This window comes from Sphaerimonospora thailandensis (genome assembly GCF_016863115.1).
GTDB classification, from domain to species: Bacteria; Actinomycetota; Actinomycetes; order Streptosporangiales; family Streptosporangiaceae; genus Sphaerimonospora; species Sphaerimonospora cavernae.
Window position 1 is genome coordinate 249,783 of record NZ_BOOG01000007.1, and the last position, 13,624, is coordinate 263,406.

Below are 13,624 nucleotides of genomic sequence, written 5' to 3' on the forward strand. Positions count from 1 at the left end.
ACGGACGGGGGGACGTCGTCGTGCCATCGCATGCCTCCGAGAAGCTGGGGAGAGTTACCGCCTACTCTGATTCCTCGGACTGACAATTTCCGTGAATCGAGCACTTATATGACAGTTAGTGCGGAATGCTCCCGTTCTCCCGGTTGACGGCCGTCTTTAGGTCCGCCGTGACACTGCACTGAAGAGCGGCGTTTCTCATTTCGGTCACGATGGAGAAGCAGCGTGGGATTCGTGTGCACCGCCGTGATCCGGTAGCCGTCCTTGTTGTCGACCCGGTATGAGCCGCCGGGGCGAGGCGAGGGAGGGCGCCGATGAGGGAGTATCGGTTCAATGTGCCGCCGGGCTGGCCGGTCCCGCCGCGAGGATGGCGCCCTCCGCAGGGGTGGCAGCCGGATCCGTCGTGGCCGCCTGCTCCGGCAGGTTGGCAATTCTGGGTCGCCGAGACAGATGCTCCCGCCCCCGCGTCGGCTGCCGCGCGTGGTCGTCATGCCGCACCGTCCGCGAAGGCTTCCGTACCGGAACGCTCCAGCGGTGGTGGGCTGTTCAGCGGTAAGAAACGCCTGAAAGCGCAGAACGCGGAGCTGGAGGCTGAGAAGATCCGGTTGGAGGAGCAGAACGCGGGGCTGAAGGCGGGGAAGGCTCGGTTGGAGGAGCAGAACGCGGAGCTGGATGCGGAAAAGATTCGGTTGGGGGCGGGGAAGGCTCGGTTGGAGGCGGAGAACGCGGGGCTGCGTGAGTGGGTCGAGCGGTTCGGTGTGATGGACGCGATGCAGATCTCGGCGGCTACCGAGGATCTGCGTGTCGAGCAGAGCCGGTTGCAGGGGGCGATCGAGGACGCGAACCGGCGGTTGCGGGAGATCGAGGCCCAGGTCGTGCAGACCGAGGACGTCGCGCTGCTGCAGGAGGTCGGCGTCTACGAGTACCAGCATCCGCTGGGTGATGCGGTGGCGTACAAGGCGAAGCTGGCCGAGATCAAGGACCAGATCAAGAGCATGGCCCGGGGCGGGCAGGCCGTGCTCGGGGCGACGAACTGGACGGTCAACGGGTCGGCCGCCGAGGGACGCCGGATGGTCCGGGACTTCTCCAAGCTGATGCTGCGGGCCTACAACGCCGAGGCCGACAACTGCGTGAGGACGATGCGTCCGTACAAGCTGCAGTCGGCGATCGACCGGCTGACCAAGGCCGGTGATGCGATCGTCAAGCTCGGCAAGACGATGGACATCCGTGTGAGCGACGACTACCACCGCCTGCGGGTGTACGAACTCCAGCTGACCGCGGACTACCTGGCCAAGGTCGAGGAGGAGAAGGAACAGGTCCGGGCCCAGCGGGAGCGGCAGCGTGAGGAGGAGGCCGCGCGCCGGGAGTTCGAGCGGGAGAAGGCCCGCCTGCGCAAGGAGGAGACCCACTACCGCACCGCGCTGGCCAAGCTGATCAACAAGGGCGACACGGTGGGAGCGGAGGAACTGAAGACGAAGCTTGAGGAGATCGGCGCGGCGGTCGCCGATGTGGAGGCGCGCCAGGCCAACGTCCGGGCCGGCTACGTGTATGTGATCTCCAATATCGGCGCGTTCGGGGAGAACGTCGTGAAGATCGGCATGACCCGGCGGCTGGAGCCTGAGGACCGGGTCCGGGAGTTGGGGGACGCTTCTGTGCCGTTCCGGTTCGACACCCACGCGTTGATCTTCAGTGAGGACGCCGTCGCGTTGGAGGGACGGCTCCACGATGAGCTCGCCGACCGGCGCGTCAACCGGGTCAACCTGCGCCGGGAGTTCTTCTACGCCACTCCCGCCGATGTCCGCGGTCTGCTGGAGCAGATCGCCGGCCAGCACCTGCTGGAGTACCGCGATGTGCCCGAAGCGTTGGAATGGCGCCAGTCAACGGCAGCGCAGCAGGCATCACCCGCACTGATCACTTGAGCCCGCAGACGCGGGAGCAAGATATTCGTAATGTCCCCTTACCTGCGCATCCAGCGGGATGTCGAGGGGGACATTCATGACCAGACCCACCCACTCTCGCTGGTGCTGCGGGGGTGGGTTCTGATCATTTTGTGGACCGAGCGCGGTCCGGGAGCGGGGCAAGGGGCATGGCGGACGGGGGAGAAGAGGTAGGGCCAACCGCCGCAGCGAAAAGGCTGCGGCGGCGGGAGCGGCAGGCCGTGCCGCGGTCGCGGGTGGTCAAGTTCGTGCTGACCGAACAGGAGTACGCCGACTTCCGCCAGGCCGCCGAGCGGCTGGGGCTGGCGCAGGGGGCGTACGCGGCACAGGCGACGCTGGCGGCGGCGCGGATGGCCAACCCGCCGATGCCGGACCCGCTGCGTGAGGCGCTGGTCGAACTGATGCGTGCTTCGGGCCAGGTGCGCCGCATCGGTGTGAACCTCAACCAGGCGGTCGCCGGGCTGAACGCTACCGGGGTCGATCCCGGCAACCTTGTTCCGTACGCCGCCGCCTGCTTGCGGGCCGTACAGCGTTTGGACGGAATCGCGGAAGCAGTCCGGAAGGCGATCGGATGATCGGGAAGGTGATGCGCGGGCGGCGGGCCGGCGGACTGCTGTACTACCTGTACGGCCCGGGCCGGGCCAACGAGCACGTGAACCCGCACATCGTGGCGGGGTGGCGGCATCCGGCCGAACTGGAACCGCCTCTCCGGCCGGATGGCGGGCGGAATTTCCGGAATCTGATCGGATTGCTCAACCAACCGCTGGCCGCGCTCGGCGACCAAGGCTATGCCGAGCCGGTGTGGCACTGCGTCGCCCGGGCCGCTCGTGAGGACCGCGTCCTGGACGACGACGAGTGGGCTCAGGTCGCCCACGAGATCATGAACCGGACCGGGCTTGCCTGTGACGGGGATGACGACGGGGTGCGCTGGGTGGCGGTACGGCACGCCGACGACCACATCCACATCGTGGCCACGCTCGCCCGCCAGGACGGCACCAAGCCGAGGACCTGGAACGACTTCTATCGGGTGCGGGAGGCCTGCCAGGCGGTCGAGCGGCGATATGGGCTGAGAGTGACAGCGCCGGGGGACCGTACGGCGGCCCGGCGACCGACCCGGAGCGAGACCGAACAGACCAAAAGGAAACAGTGGACCGAGGTCCCGCGCGTGGCCCTGCGCCGGCATGTGGTCACCGCCGCGGCCGGGGCGGGCTCGGAAGAGGAGTTCTTCCGCGCGCTGGAGGAATCCGGGGTGCTGGTACGCAAGCGGATGAGCCGGCGGAGCCCAGGCGAGGTGACCGGGTACGCGGTCGCGCTGCCGTCCCACCGCAACCGCAGCGGGGAGCCGGTCTGGTTCGGCGGAGGCAGGCTGGCGGCCGACCTCACTCTTCCGAAACTCCGTGCCCGGTGGAACGGCGGAACGGCCACCAGGAGCGAGGGGAACAGCCTGGGCGAGGGCGTCAGGGTGAGTCCGCGCTGGGAGTTGTGGGAGGAGGTGTCGGCGGCGGCCGGGCAGGCGGCCGAGCGTCTGCGTGACGCCGCCGCCGGGGACCCGGGAGCTGCGGGCGACCTGGCCGGCGCCACCTCTAATCTGCTGCATGTGGCCGCTGATGTGCTGAAGGACCGACGGCTGAGGGACGCGGCCGAGGCGTTCGATCGGGCAGCGCGGGAGCCGTACGCCCGGGTTCCTCAGGGTACGCCGTCTGGGGTGAGGCTGCGCCGGGCGATACGGATGCTGGCCAGGGCGGATCGGATGCCCTCGGGGACCTCACTCATCGCCGACGTCGTACGGCTGGTGAACGCGGTGGCCGAGCTGCGTGCCGCACAAGGGCGGACGGCTCAGGCGACGGCCGCGCGGGTGGCGGCCCGCTGCCTCGGCGGAACCGTGACGACCGCGCTCCCGGCGAGGGCCCCGGTACGGCTGGCCGCGGCGGACTTCCCGCAGTCGAATCGGCCGAATCCCGGCACGCTGCCCAGCTCTTCCGGTCGTTCCGCCGGTCCTCCGAGGCCTTCTGGGCCGAGGCGTCCGCGCCGATAGGCACCTCCTCGTGGCACTGTCCTTCTTGATAGGGGGAGCGAGGGGGAAAATCATTCTTTGATCTACGCGACGCGCTTCGATCTTCTCCGAGTCGGCGCCGCTGTTTGCGTAAGGTGACGGATCATCGTCGCTTCGCGATCAACGGGGGTGCGTCGTGACAGCCGCGGAGCTTCGTCTGCTGGGCCGTGGTCGCTTTGCCCAGGTAGGCCGTTGGACGGTCGTCGGGCTGCTGTCATGCGCCGCGGTGGCGGCCCCGGGGATTTCAGGGAGCGTACGCGCGTACGGCGATGCCGGATGCCCACATCTGGGTGAGACGGCGGGCCGGTACGTCGATGAGGCGAAGCTGTGCGACGAGATGCGGGGGCAGGTGCGCAACTGGTTGGTCACCGGTCAGCGGTTCGATCTGGGCCAGGCGGTGCGGAATTCGGTGAGAGGGCAGCAGCCGCAGGCGGTGCCCGAGCCGCAACGCCAGGAGCAGCTTCCCCGTCCCGCGAAACCGGCGCAGCCGGTGCCGCGAGCCTCGGTGAGCCAGCCGCCACCCGAAGTCGTGACCACGCCGACGCCTGGCAGCTCGGCGCCCGCCGGCGTTCCTGACCGTAAGGTGCAGGTGGAACGGACACAGCCGGTCCGACACCATCACGAGCATCATCGTGAGCGACCTGAGAAGGACCTCACACTGGTCTCGCGGGTGAGCGAGTCACCCACGCCTACGCTGGCCTCAGTGCCGATCCGGGAGGTCGTCGCCAGGAACGGCAAGCAGGTTGCGCGGTCGGCGGTCGTTGTCGAGCCGCCGCGAGGGCGGGCGCACGTGGAAAGCAGGCCGCCGGCCCAGGAAGTGGAAGTGCCGCAGGCGTCGGCGGCAGCCGTACCCGAACAACAATCGACGGTTATCGCCCTCGACCGAGAGGCTTCCTGGGGGCCGGTGTCGCCGCTGACGATTCCCGTGGGTCTTGCCGCCGCTTTCGGGCTCGTGATCGCCTATCGACGACGGCGCCAGCTGGTGGCCGACACGGCGGTGCGGTGGCGGCGTGCACGCCTGACCCGAGAAGGAGACCGGCTGATCCGCGCCAGCATGGCCACCCAGGAGATCCCCGCCATCGCCCACGCGGTGGAAGACGCCACTCTGGAGCGGCAGGCCGTCGTCGGCGACTTCGAACTCAGTCCTATGGGGGACAAGAAGCCGTCGAACTACGGCTACACGCTGGCGATGGCGGCGTTGGGCGGGATGGGGCTGACCGGGCCCGGTGCCGATGACGTGACGCGTGCACTGCTGCTGGAGCTGTTGTTCATGCTCGACATCCCAGTCCGGGTGCTCATGCCGCGCGATGACGCCGTACGCCTGCTCGGCGAGGAAACGCTGGAGGCGACGAGCTCGGGGCTGGTGGTGCTGGACACCTTGCAGGATGTGGTGACCGAGTTGGAGGTGGAGATCGTCCGGCGGTCGGGGCAGCGGACCACCTCCGGTGTCCCCGAGGACCTGCCGTGGTTGTACGTCATCGCCGCTCCCGGCGCTGCGGCAGAGCGGCTGCACCGCATCGTCACCGGCGGCACGGAGGACCTCATTCTCGGCGTGTTCCTGGGTGACTGGCCGTACGGCATCACGTGTACGGTCGACCACATCGGCGTGATCACCAGAATAGAAGGCCACTCGGCACCGGCATGGACCGGACGCCAGCTGTCGATTTGTGGTCGACCGGACGCCGCCCAGCGCTTCACTGTGGGCTCGTGATCGGAGTGACGTCGTTGGGGCGCCTGCAGCTTCTGGTCACCCCTGGGTGCGGATGTGAGACTGCGACTGTGAAGGATAGATACATCGGCTCCATCATCGGTCTTGGCGCCTGGGGAGCAGGAATGCCGCGATCAGTGCGGCCGGCCAGCCGATGCAGGTCAGCCCGCCGAGGCAGTTCAGGGAGAAAAGTAGGGCGAAGTTCTCTACTCCACGTAAAACACCAATGATGCTCGGTAGGAGGAACACCACCACGAGCAGCAGCATCAGTCCGATCCAGAAGACGATGCTGTTCGCCAGAGCGTCCATGCTCGCATCATTCCGTTATCGAGCCGTCACTGTTTGCGATTCGGTGCAGGTCGCTGTCCCTGAGTCGATGCGCGTACTGCTGTCGCCGTCGTCGTCCCGGACCGGTTCGCCCGCACGGTGTCGTTGATCGAGTGGGGGAAGCCCTGCTGGGCGAGTTTCACGGCTGCGGGGAGCTCTTTGCGTGTAGGTGCCGAGTGGCCGGTCCGAGGGTGCGGCTCGCGGGCGAAGAACGGCGCGGCTTGCCGCATGGCGTCGGCAGGGTTGAGGCCGTCTGCCCGGAGCCGGTCGTATCGGTTCATGCCGTAGGGATGGAGCTGCCGGAGCCGTTCTTCGCACTTCAGCCGAGCCCGTTCGGCTCCTGGGTCGTGCGCCGCGTACGGCATGGCGGCTCCCCAAGCGCGGCTCACCTGCAGGAGGTCGGCGCTGCGCAGCCAGGCGGGGTTGTTGGCGGGCAACCATTGCAGCCGTGCCGCGTGATGCTCGGCCCGCTCCTGAGCGTGCAGCGTCTCGGCCGCCTGACGTTGCCGTTCGGTCTGCTCGCGGAGGCGTTGGGTCTTCATCTGCAGCAGGACCTGCGCCGTCGTCACAGCCGCCGGGGCTATTTGCAGGGCGCGTTGGAACCCGTAGGCCGCCGCCTCAGGGAGTGGGTCCGCGTAGTGGTCTTCCATCTGATCTCCTTTCCATCGATCTCGCGGCCGTGCCGCCGGATGTGGGCGCCACCGGGAAGTCGGTGATGACCAGGCGGGAGGTGACCGAGTCGGCCGTGGTCTCGGTGACGGTCGCGTGGTCGAAGTTGAGCCAGGCCGCGACTCGGGCCACCTGCCGAGCCACGTCATGGGGTGCCATGGCGGCGATCGCCGCGCCGGCTGCACGGAGCGCGCCGATGCGGCCTTCGGGGTACTGGAGAGATCGCTGCCAGGGCTCGATGGCGGCGTCGATCACCAGGTCGGCCAGCGGACGTACCTGCTCGCGCAGCAGCGTTGAGAGTGTGTTCGCTCCGGCGTCGCCGAGCACGGAGGCCGGATCCCAGTCGGCCGGGAGGACGAGGGCCGCAGCCGTACCGGCGTCTTTGAGCAGCGGGTAGGCGCGTGCGGCGGCGTGTCGTCCGGCGCGGTCGCCGTCAAGGGCGACCAGGACACCGCTGGCAGACAGGTCGTGGGCGATGTCCAGCGTCTTGACCTGGTCGGGGGTCAGGCTGGTGCCGCACAGGGCGAGCCCGGCCAGGTGGCCGCGACCGGCGACGGTGATGGCGAGGGCGTCCAGTGGACCTTCGGTGATCACGGGCGTTGTGCCGGGGGTGAATGCGTGCAGGCCGAACATCGTCCGCCCCTTGGTGTAGATGGGGGTGTTCGGGCTGTTGAGGTATTTCGGCTCCTTGTCGCGGCTGCGGCCGATGAACGCGATCGTGGTCGCGTCTTGTTTGGTGATCGGGAACATGGCCCGGTCGCGGAAGAAGTCGATGAGCATGCCGCGGGTGCTTCGCCGGGACAGGCCGGAGGCTTCGATGGCGGTGTCGGTGTAGCCGAGGCGGCGCAGGTGCCGGGTGAGCGCGCGCCATTCATTGGGGGCGTAGCCGATGCGCCACTGGCGCTGGACGTCGTCGTCGAAGCCGCGCTTGCGCAGGTAGTCCGGGACCCAGCTGCCGCCGAGGTGAGCCTGGTAGAAGCGCTCGGCGTGCCGGTGGATGGCGGTGAGCATGACGGCGTGTCCTCAGACGGGTTCGCGGCGGAGCCCGATGGTGGTGGCGAGCCAGCGCAGCCGTTCGTTGGCGATGCGGTGGCCCTGGGCGCGGAGCTGGGCGGCCAAGTCCATCTGGCTGAGCCGTACACCGCGCTGTTCGGCCTCCGAGACGATCGCCTGGGCGGCCCGGATGAGCTGCTCGTCGCCGTCTGGCTGCTCGGCCTGTGCGGGCACTGCGGCGGGGAAGGCGGCGCCGGCGAGCTGAAGCCGTACGGCGATGCGCTCGGACAGGGGTGCCTTCCAGCGCCACAGCCACCGGCCGTGGGTCTGGTGGAGGTCGGAGATCGCCTGCAGGTGGAGGTATTCGAGCTGGAGACCGCGGGGGTAGCTGGTGATGTTCCACAGCACCATGCGCCGCCACAGCAGGAAGCTGGACGCCGGGGCCAGGATCCAGCGCGACAGCGGGACACGTTCGCGGCGGGTGCCGGTGGCCAGGCCGACCAGACGGCGGATGAGGTGACGGATGCCCTCGATGACGGTGACGAACAGGACGGGCATCGCGGCGTGCATGAGACCGGCGACCGCATCGCCGTGGGCGGCGGCGATGTTGAGGACGACCGTGGCGGTGATGAACGCCCAGGCGACCCAGCGCAGGACGGGCCAGGGCATGTCGGCGAACTCCATCAGCAGGTCCCAGGCGAGCAGGGCCAGGATGCCGAGGTCGATCCCGATTGGCACGATCCAAGCACGTGAGCCGAACCACGGCTCGGCCAGAGCTCGGAGCGTGGCGAACGAGCCGATCCCGCCCAGTACAGCCAAGGCGACCACGAGCGGGGCCACGACGCAGGCGGCCAGAGCAACTGCATGAGACAGGCTGCGGGTCACCGGGTGAAACCTCCGGCGAGGTGAGTGGCGGCGTGGAGGATGCCCTCGTCGTTGGCGGGGGAGAGGATCAGGCCGTGGTGGGTGACATAGGCGTAGACGCCTTCGGCTCCGGCGCAGTACACGGTTTCGGTGCCGACGGTGAGGGCCCACTGGCCGTTGGGGCGGCGGATCAGCCGGGCCGGTCGGTGGCGGCTGACCTCCAGGCCGAGTCGAACGAGCCTTTGGTGGCGCGCTGCGCTCTCGTCGGGTGCTCGCATTGGTGTGGCTGGCATCGGTAACCTTCGGGCGTGGAGAGGCGGACTCCATCAACTGAAGTTGATGACGAGAGCAGAATAGGCACTCTGCGTCACCGTCTGTCAACTAAAAGTGATGAAGCAGGGTGCGTGTCGCTCGAAGTTGATGTGGTGAGCAGTGGCTGACGATCCGAACACGGTGAACACCACGCGGTCCCTCGCAGACAAGATCGAGTGGTTGATCCAGAACCGCTGGCCGGCGGGCAGCAGGCCGCCGAAGAACAACCTTGAGGCCGCAGCGGTGATCTCCGAGGCGACGGGCGAGGATCTGTCGTCGACCACGATCTGGAAGCTGCGGACGGGGAGGTCGGACAACCCTCAGCTCAAGACGCTGAAGGCGTTGGCGAAGTTCTTCGGCGTGCCGATCGGCTACTTCGGCGACGACGAGGGAGCCGAAGCCACCGCCGATCAGGTGACCGCATCCTCCTTAATCGGCGAATCCGGCCTCAACCGCGAGGCCCTGCGCGCCCTGGCCGAGATGTCCGACGGCGGACGCCAGATCGTCGCCAACTTCATCATCAGCGCCGCCCGCCTCGAACGCGGCCAACGCCACGGCGGCCACGACGCCTGACCTGCAGCTTCCGCTTTCTCAGGCAGAAGGGAATAAGCTGACCGCGTACCGTACGCTGTACGGTCGTGTCGGCGGGGTCCCCACTGATCACGTGGGCGTTTGCCGAGCCATCTTTGTCGGACTGGACGGCCCGGTAGGAAAACCTGCGTGCTGAGGGGGAAGTGCTCGTCGCATCGAATGCCAGTCCTGCAGGGCGGTCACGCTGCCCGTGATGCTGGAGAGGGGGCAGCTGGCTCAGTTCTCGGCTCGCTGATCACTCAAGTGATCGAACTCGCCGCGCTTCACACCTTTGACGAAGAGCCGCCAGGTGCGCCGGTTGGTCATCACGAAGCTCGGAAGAGGGCTCGCAGCGGCATGCGACTGGTCGCCGATCACGACGGTGATCAGGTCGCCTTCCTGCTGCGGCGTGAACTCCCCAGCTTTGACAGAGATGAGGAATCTGCTCCATCGGGTCAGGCTCACCTGGGTGCATCGCCGCTCGGGGTCCTCGGGATCGCGGACATAGACGACGCCGCTACGAACCTGGTACTCGGCTTCCAGCCCGCTGTAGACGCCCACGCTGAGCGTCTCGATGGGTTGCCCTTCCAAGTGGACTCCTCCTTTGATAGTCGTACGGTGATCAGGGCTTTCGTCGGATTGGTGGGCCACACCTTGACCCCCTTCGGCGGGAGGGGGTAGGCGGGAGCTGACCCCGGTTCAGACGGCGTGACCTGTGATGATCTTGTGCCAGAGCTCCCGCGCCCGGGCGGCGGGCAGCCACTCTGTCTCCATTACCTGCGGCCCCTTCGGGGTCCGGTCGGTCCGCCGTACGAAAGAAAGACCGCCGGCTTGGCACAGCTCGTAGATCCGGGCCCTGCACTCGCAGGTGTGCTCTCGGACCCTGACCCGAGCGCAGCGGCGCTGCGGCTCCAGCCACCGGACCATCACCGCACCGGCCTGCGCGATCGCGGCGTGAATTCCGTGGTAGGGCTCAGGAATCATGCCTGCTCCAGGTGCTCGGTCGCGAGCCGGGTCTGCTCCTCGATCCGGACGGCCACATCGGTGAGAGTGGACGCGTTAACGGTCATGGCCAGGTCGGTCTTGTTCAGTACGTCTGCTGGGAACCGGCACCGTCGGGTCGTTGACCGGTGGGAGTCGCTCCAAGCGGCCCAGCTGTTCCCATACTGCGGGCGGAGATCCTGCAAGCTCATGCTCCTGATAATACGTTGCTCTTGTCTACCTCGTAGGCAACGTTGCCTATATGAGCGCCGTGGGCTACATGGCTAACGTCCCGGACCATGAGCGTGGACCGATTCGATCCGACCCCCATCTACCGGCAGGTGGCCGCAATCGTGATCGGGATGATCCGGGATGGCCAGCTGCAGCCCCACGACCGGATTCCGTCGGAATCCCAAATGGTCAAGGAGTACGGCGTGGCGAGGGACACGGCTCGCCAGGCGGTCGACTATCTGCGGACGCAGGGATGGGTCTTCACCCTTCCCCAGCGTGGCACCTACGTCTCCCAGAGCGACAAGTGGCCGGAGCAGCCGGCCGACCCGTCGGAGGCGCCGACCTCCACGTGACCCGAGCGATGCAACCTGAGGACCGAGGTTGTGATCGACAGGCGGGGGTGTACGGCTTCTAGGCTGAGCAAGGCCACTACTTCTGTCGGAGGTGCACGTGAAGATTCAGGCCGTCTTCTTCGACGTGGGGGAGACGATCGTCGACGAGACTCGCGAGTACGGCACGTGGGCCGACTGGCTCGGCGTTCCCCGGCACACCTTTTCCGCGGTCTTCGGTGCCGTCATCGCCCGGGGTGGGGACTACCGCGAGACCTTTCAGCACTTCCGCCCGGGATTCGATCTGCATGTGGAGCGGGAGCGGCGGGTCGAGGCCGGGCAGCCCGAGAGCTTCTCCGAGGAGAACCTCTACGAGGACGCCCGCCCCTGCCTTGCCGCTCTGCGTGAGCAGGGACTCCTGGTGGGTCTGGCCGGCAACCAGACCGCTCGCGCGGAGAAGATCCTGCGTGCCCTGGGCCTCCCGGTCGACCTGATCGGGACCTCGGACAGCTGGGGTGTCGAGAAGCCTTCCGCCGCCTTCTTCGAGCGGATCGTCCAGGAGGCCGGCTGCCCCGCCGGGGCCGTACTGTACGTGGGAGACCGGCTGGACAACGACGTCAAGCCCGCCCAGGATTCGGGAGTAGCCACGGCGCTCATCCGCCGAGGCCCCTGGGGGTACATCCTCGACGATCCGGGGGCAGCCGAGCGGTGCCTGTTCCGGATCGACTCCCTCGCCGAGCTCCCGGAGTTGATCCGTAAGCACAACGAGGGTTAGGTCGACAGCTCGGGGCGGTGCAGCCGGTCCCGTCAACCTGTCCGACCAGGGCGCCCAGTTGGCCGAACTGCACATCGTGTGCCTGCCGGACTTCGTCGGCGCGACTCTAAAGCTTGAGCAGGAAGTCGAAGTCGCCGTCCTTCGCGCCCAACAGCCACGCCTTGGCCTCCGCAGGGGTGAACACCTGGGGCTCACGATCGGGGTTCTGGGAGTCGCCAAGCAGGACATAGCCATCCACGACGGCGACGCGAACGCAGTTTCCGCCACCTCCACTGTGCCGGGAGATCGTCCACTCGACGTTGGTCAGGTCGAACGAAGATGGGTGCGGCTTGCGCGGTGTCACTGCTGCAGCTCCTTGATCATTTCATTGAGACGTACACGTGTATCGTTGGGGCTCAGTGCCCGCTCCCACAAATCGGTGAAAGCCTCGGTGTAGCGCCTGACGTCCGCCTCTCCGTCGAAGTACACCGAACTGGCCATGGTCTCCACCCATACGACGGCACGGGCGGCTTCGGGGAAGTGCATGAGCACGAAGGGGCCCGCCATCCCCGGGTGGCATCCGATCGAGTCCGGCAGGACTCGGATTGTGTTCCGCGGCTGCTCGGATTCGGCGAGCAGTCGCTCCAGCTGTGTCTGAGTCACGGCCCGGTCCCCGACGATGTGGCGGAGTGCGCCCTCGTCGATGAGAGCGCGGAAGTCCTGAAGCGCTCCGTCCGACACCTGCTGCTGACGGTCCATGCGGACGTCGACGAGGGCTTTGACCTCGGAGGGCCTCAGTTCGGGACGCATGCCGGCGATCACAAGCCGGGCGTAGCCCGGAGTCTGGAGGAGCCCAGGGATGAGAGCTCTCTCGTAATTGAAGAGCGCGCTGGCCCGCCGCTCCATCTTCAGGAAGCCTTCGAACTGCATGGGGCCGAGCAGCGCCGCGTTTCGCCGCCACAGCGCTGGGCGCGGCCGACCGGCTGGCGTTGTGTCTGCGCTTACGAGTTGCAGGATCTCGGAGCGCTCGGCGGCGTCGGCCTGGTAGCACTCGAGCAGGGCCTCGGCCAGCTCTCGCGGGACTCGGCGTCGTTGGCCTCGCTCCAGTCTGCTCAGCCCGCTCTTGTCGATCCTGATGCCGCGTTCGCGCAGCACCGGGTGCTCGGCGACCTCACCCTGCGTCATGTTGCGACGCTCACGCAACTCTTCGAAGCGTAGCCCGACCTCGCTGAGCACCAGCGACCACGGCGGTTGCTTCATATCCGGCATGGGGGCCAGTGTGGCGGCTCGCCGTGGGTCGCCACAACCGTCCGTAGAGCAATTTGCTCAACCATATTGCTAACCCCGTGCAAGGAGAGCATCCTAACGACAGACACGACGGGTGTGGAGCCCGTTGCTCCACGTGGCACAGCTAGTTGCGCTGGTGGACACCTGTCCGACCTTCGACCTCAGGAGGACTGCCACGATGCCCCGCCCCACGTTGTTCCGCCTCCTGGTCCAGGAGCGTCACTGGGACAACTGGGTGGTGTTCTGCGGCCACTTCGAGGAGGCGGCACGCGCGCTCGCCAAGGAGGCCAATACTCCCAGGCTCGCAAGCGTCACGGTGGCTCGGCGCACGTTCGATCGTTGGTTCGCCGGCGACTGGTACGGGCGCCCGCACAACGACGCGGCGCGGGTGCTGGAGCACCTCCTTGGCTTTCCCCGGACGGAGCTGTTCGCTCCGGCGCCCGATGTCCTCGAAGCCCGCAAGGCCGTCCACGACCGTGGCGGCTTGCAGGCTTCCATCGCCATCGGTCAGCGATGGCCCACCTCGCGGCTGTTCCTCTCCGCGGCCGATGACGTTGCCGACTCCTGGGAACTGACGGGCCGAAAGGTTCTGGACGGCACCACCTCGGCCGT

Annotated in this window: 17 protein-coding genes; 8 read left to right on the top strand and 9 right to left on the bottom strand. The window is 67.6% G+C overall.

From position 1 onward, the window contains the following. Positions 1-602 precede the first annotated feature (602 nt). The 4 genes from Mth01_RS30080 to Mth01_RS03105 all read left to right on the top strand — a co-directional run bounded on the left by Mth01_RS30080 (position 603) and on the right by Mth01_RS03105 (position 5,698). A complete protein-coding gene (locus tag Mth01_RS30080; RefSeq protein WP_275408875.1) occupies positions 603-1,916 on the top strand; it encodes a DUF4041 domain-containing protein in 1,314 nt (437 codons plus the stop codon). Positions 1,917-2,083: 167 nt separating this feature from the next. Beyond that, a complete protein-coding gene (locus tag Mth01_RS03095) occupies positions 2,084-2,509 on the top strand; it encodes a plasmid mobilization protein (RefSeq protein WP_204010742.1) in 426 nt (141 codons plus the stop codon). Next, positions 2,506-3,969: a relaxase/mobilization nuclease domain-containing protein gene (locus Mth01_RS03100; RefSeq protein ID WP_204010748.1), complete on the top strand. Its 1,464-nt coding sequence runs from the start codon at positions 2,506-2,508 to the stop codon at positions 3,967-3,969. The genes Mth01_RS03095 and Mth01_RS03100 overlap by 4 nt, the downstream gene beginning before the upstream one ends. 154 nt (positions 3,970-4,123) lie before the next feature. After that, complete coding sequence (locus Mth01_RS03105) at positions 4,124-5,698, top strand: hypothetical protein (RefSeq protein WP_204010750.1); 1,575 nt, start codon at positions 4,124-4,126, stop codon at positions 5,696-5,698. 93 nt (positions 5,699-5,791) lie between these two features. Here the strand turns inward: Mth01_RS03105 and Mth01_RS03110 are convergent, their stop codons facing one another. Genes Mth01_RS03110 through Mth01_RS03130 form a run of 5 tightly spaced genes read right to left on the bottom strand, consistent with a single transcriptional unit; the run spans position 5,792 to position 8,841 of the window. Next, positions 5,792-6,004: a superinfection immunity protein gene (locus Mth01_RS03110; protein ID WP_204010761.1), complete on the bottom strand. Its 213-nt coding sequence runs from the start codon at positions 6,002-6,004 to the stop codon at positions 5,792-5,794. A gap of 26 nt (positions 6,005-6,030) precedes the next feature. Continuing rightward, positions 6,031-6,672, bottom strand: a complete 642-nt coding sequence (locus Mth01_RS03115) for a hypothetical protein (RefSeq protein ID WP_204010764.1) — start codon at positions 6,670-6,672, stop codon at positions 6,031-6,033. Further along, on the bottom strand, positions 6,641-7,702 hold the full coding sequence (locus tag Mth01_RS03120; protein ID WP_204010767.1) for a toprim domain-containing protein: 1,062 nt from the start codon (positions 7,700-7,702) through the stop codon (positions 6,641-6,643). The genes Mth01_RS03115 and Mth01_RS03120 overlap by 32 nt, the downstream gene beginning before the upstream one ends. A 12-nt stretch (positions 7,703-7,714) precedes the next feature. Next, positions 7,715-8,569 carry a DUF2637 domain-containing protein gene (locus tag Mth01_RS03125; RefSeq protein ID WP_204010770.1) on the bottom strand — a complete coding sequence of 285 codons (855 nt, stop codon included), beginning with the start codon at positions 8,567-8,569 and terminating at the stop codon, positions 7,715-7,717. Further along, positions 8,566-8,841 carry a hypothetical protein gene (locus tag Mth01_RS03130; RefSeq protein ID WP_204010773.1) on the bottom strand — a complete coding sequence of 92 codons (276 nt, stop codon included), beginning with the start codon at positions 8,839-8,841 and terminating at the stop codon, positions 8,566-8,568. The genes Mth01_RS03125 and Mth01_RS03130 overlap by 4 nt, the downstream gene beginning before the upstream one ends. Before the next feature lie 139 nt (positions 8,842-8,980). Here Mth01_RS03130 and Mth01_RS03135 point away from each other — a divergent pair, with 139 nt between their 5' ends. Beyond that, positions 8,981-9,433, top strand: coding sequence for a helix-turn-helix domain-containing protein (locus Mth01_RS03135; protein ID WP_204010776.1), 453 nt, complete (start codon positions 8,981-8,983; stop codon positions 9,431-9,433). A 234-nt stretch (positions 9,434-9,667) separates the two neighbouring features. On the opposite strand, the gene Mth01_RS03140 is transcribed toward Mth01_RS03135, so the two are convergent. Then, positions 9,668-10,021, bottom strand: a complete 354-nt coding sequence (locus Mth01_RS03140) for a hypothetical protein (RefSeq protein WP_204010779.1) — start codon at positions 10,019-10,021, stop codon at positions 9,668-9,670. Positions 10,022-10,129: 108 nt separating this feature from the next. After that, on the bottom strand, positions 10,130-10,414 hold the full coding sequence (locus tag Mth01_RS03145) for a hypothetical protein (protein WP_204010782.1): 285 nt from the start codon (positions 10,412-10,414) through the stop codon (positions 10,130-10,132). A 296-nt stretch (positions 10,415-10,710) separates the two neighbouring features. Here Mth01_RS03145 and Mth01_RS03150 point away from each other — a divergent pair, with 296 nt between their 5' ends. Together Mth01_RS03150 and Mth01_RS03155 are read left to right on the top strand one after the other, a co-directional pair. Beyond that, positions 10,711-10,995, top strand: coding sequence for a winged helix-turn-helix domain-containing protein (locus tag Mth01_RS03150; protein WP_055483444.1), 285 nt, complete (start codon positions 10,711-10,713; stop codon positions 10,993-10,995). Between the two features lie 97 nt (positions 10,996-11,092). Continuing rightward, complete coding sequence (locus tag Mth01_RS03155; protein ID WP_239089298.1) at positions 11,093-11,746, top strand: HAD family hydrolase; 654 nt, start codon at positions 11,093-11,095, stop codon at positions 11,744-11,746. A gap of 106 nt (positions 11,747-11,852) precedes the next feature. Here the strand turns inward: Mth01_RS03155 and Mth01_RS03160 are convergent, their stop codons facing one another. Both Mth01_RS03160 and Mth01_RS03165 read right to left on the bottom strand, forming a co-directional pair. Next, complete coding sequence (locus Mth01_RS03160; protein ID WP_055483442.1) at positions 11,853-12,089, bottom strand: DUF397 domain-containing protein; 237 nt, start codon at positions 12,087-12,089, stop codon at positions 11,853-11,855. Next, on the bottom strand, positions 12,086-12,994 hold the full coding sequence (locus tag Mth01_RS03165) for a helix-turn-helix domain-containing protein (protein WP_055483441.1): 909 nt from the start codon (positions 12,992-12,994) through the stop codon (positions 12,086-12,088). The genes Mth01_RS03160 and Mth01_RS03165 overlap by 4 nt, the downstream gene beginning before the upstream one ends. A gap of 133 nt (positions 12,995-13,127) precedes the next feature. On the opposite strand from Mth01_RS03165, the gene Mth01_RS03170 reads away from it, so the two are divergent. Beyond that, the coding region (locus tag Mth01_RS03170) for a hypothetical protein (protein ID WP_204010788.1) at positions 13,128-13,624 on the top strand (497 nt) is incomplete at its 3' end.

What these genes read in the sequence shown, in the direction of transcription:
- Mth01_RS03165 (WP_055483441.1), bottom strand. Translation starts at nt 12,994, where the DNA reads ATGCCGGATATGAAGCAACCGCCGTGGTCGCTGGTGCTCAGCGAGGTC.
- Mth01_RS03150 (WP_055483444.1), top strand. Translation starts at nt 10,711, where the DNA reads ATGAGCGTGGACCGATTCGATCCGACCCCCATCTACCGGCAGGTGGCC.
- Mth01_RS03100 (WP_204010748.1), top strand. Translation starts at nt 2,506, where the DNA reads ATGATCGGGAAGGTGATGCGCGGGCGGCGGGCCGGCGGACTGCTGTAC.
- Mth01_RS03120 (WP_204010767.1), bottom strand. Translation starts at nt 7,702, where the DNA reads ATGCTCACCGCCATCCACCGGCACGCCGAGCGCTTCTACCAGGCTCAC.
- Mth01_RS03145 (WP_204010782.1), bottom strand. Translation starts at nt 10,414, where the DNA reads ATGATTCCTGAGCCCTACCACGGAATTCACGCCGCGATCGCGCAGGCC.
- Mth01_RS03115 (WP_204010764.1), bottom strand. Translation starts at nt 6,672, where the DNA reads ATGGAAGACCACTACGCGGACCCACTCCCTGAGGCGGCGGCCTACGGG.
- Mth01_RS03110 (WP_204010761.1), bottom strand. Translation starts at nt 6,004, where the DNA reads ATGGACGCTCTGGCGAACAGCATCGTCTTCTGGATCGGACTGATGCTG.
- Mth01_RS03130 (WP_204010773.1), bottom strand. Translation starts at nt 8,841, where the DNA reads ATGCCAGCCACACCAATGCGAGCACCCGACGAGAGCGCAGCGCGCCAC.
- Mth01_RS03095 (WP_204010742.1), top strand. Translation starts at nt 2,084, where the DNA reads ATGGCGGACGGGGGAGAAGAGGTAGGGCCAACCGCCGCAGCGAAAAGG.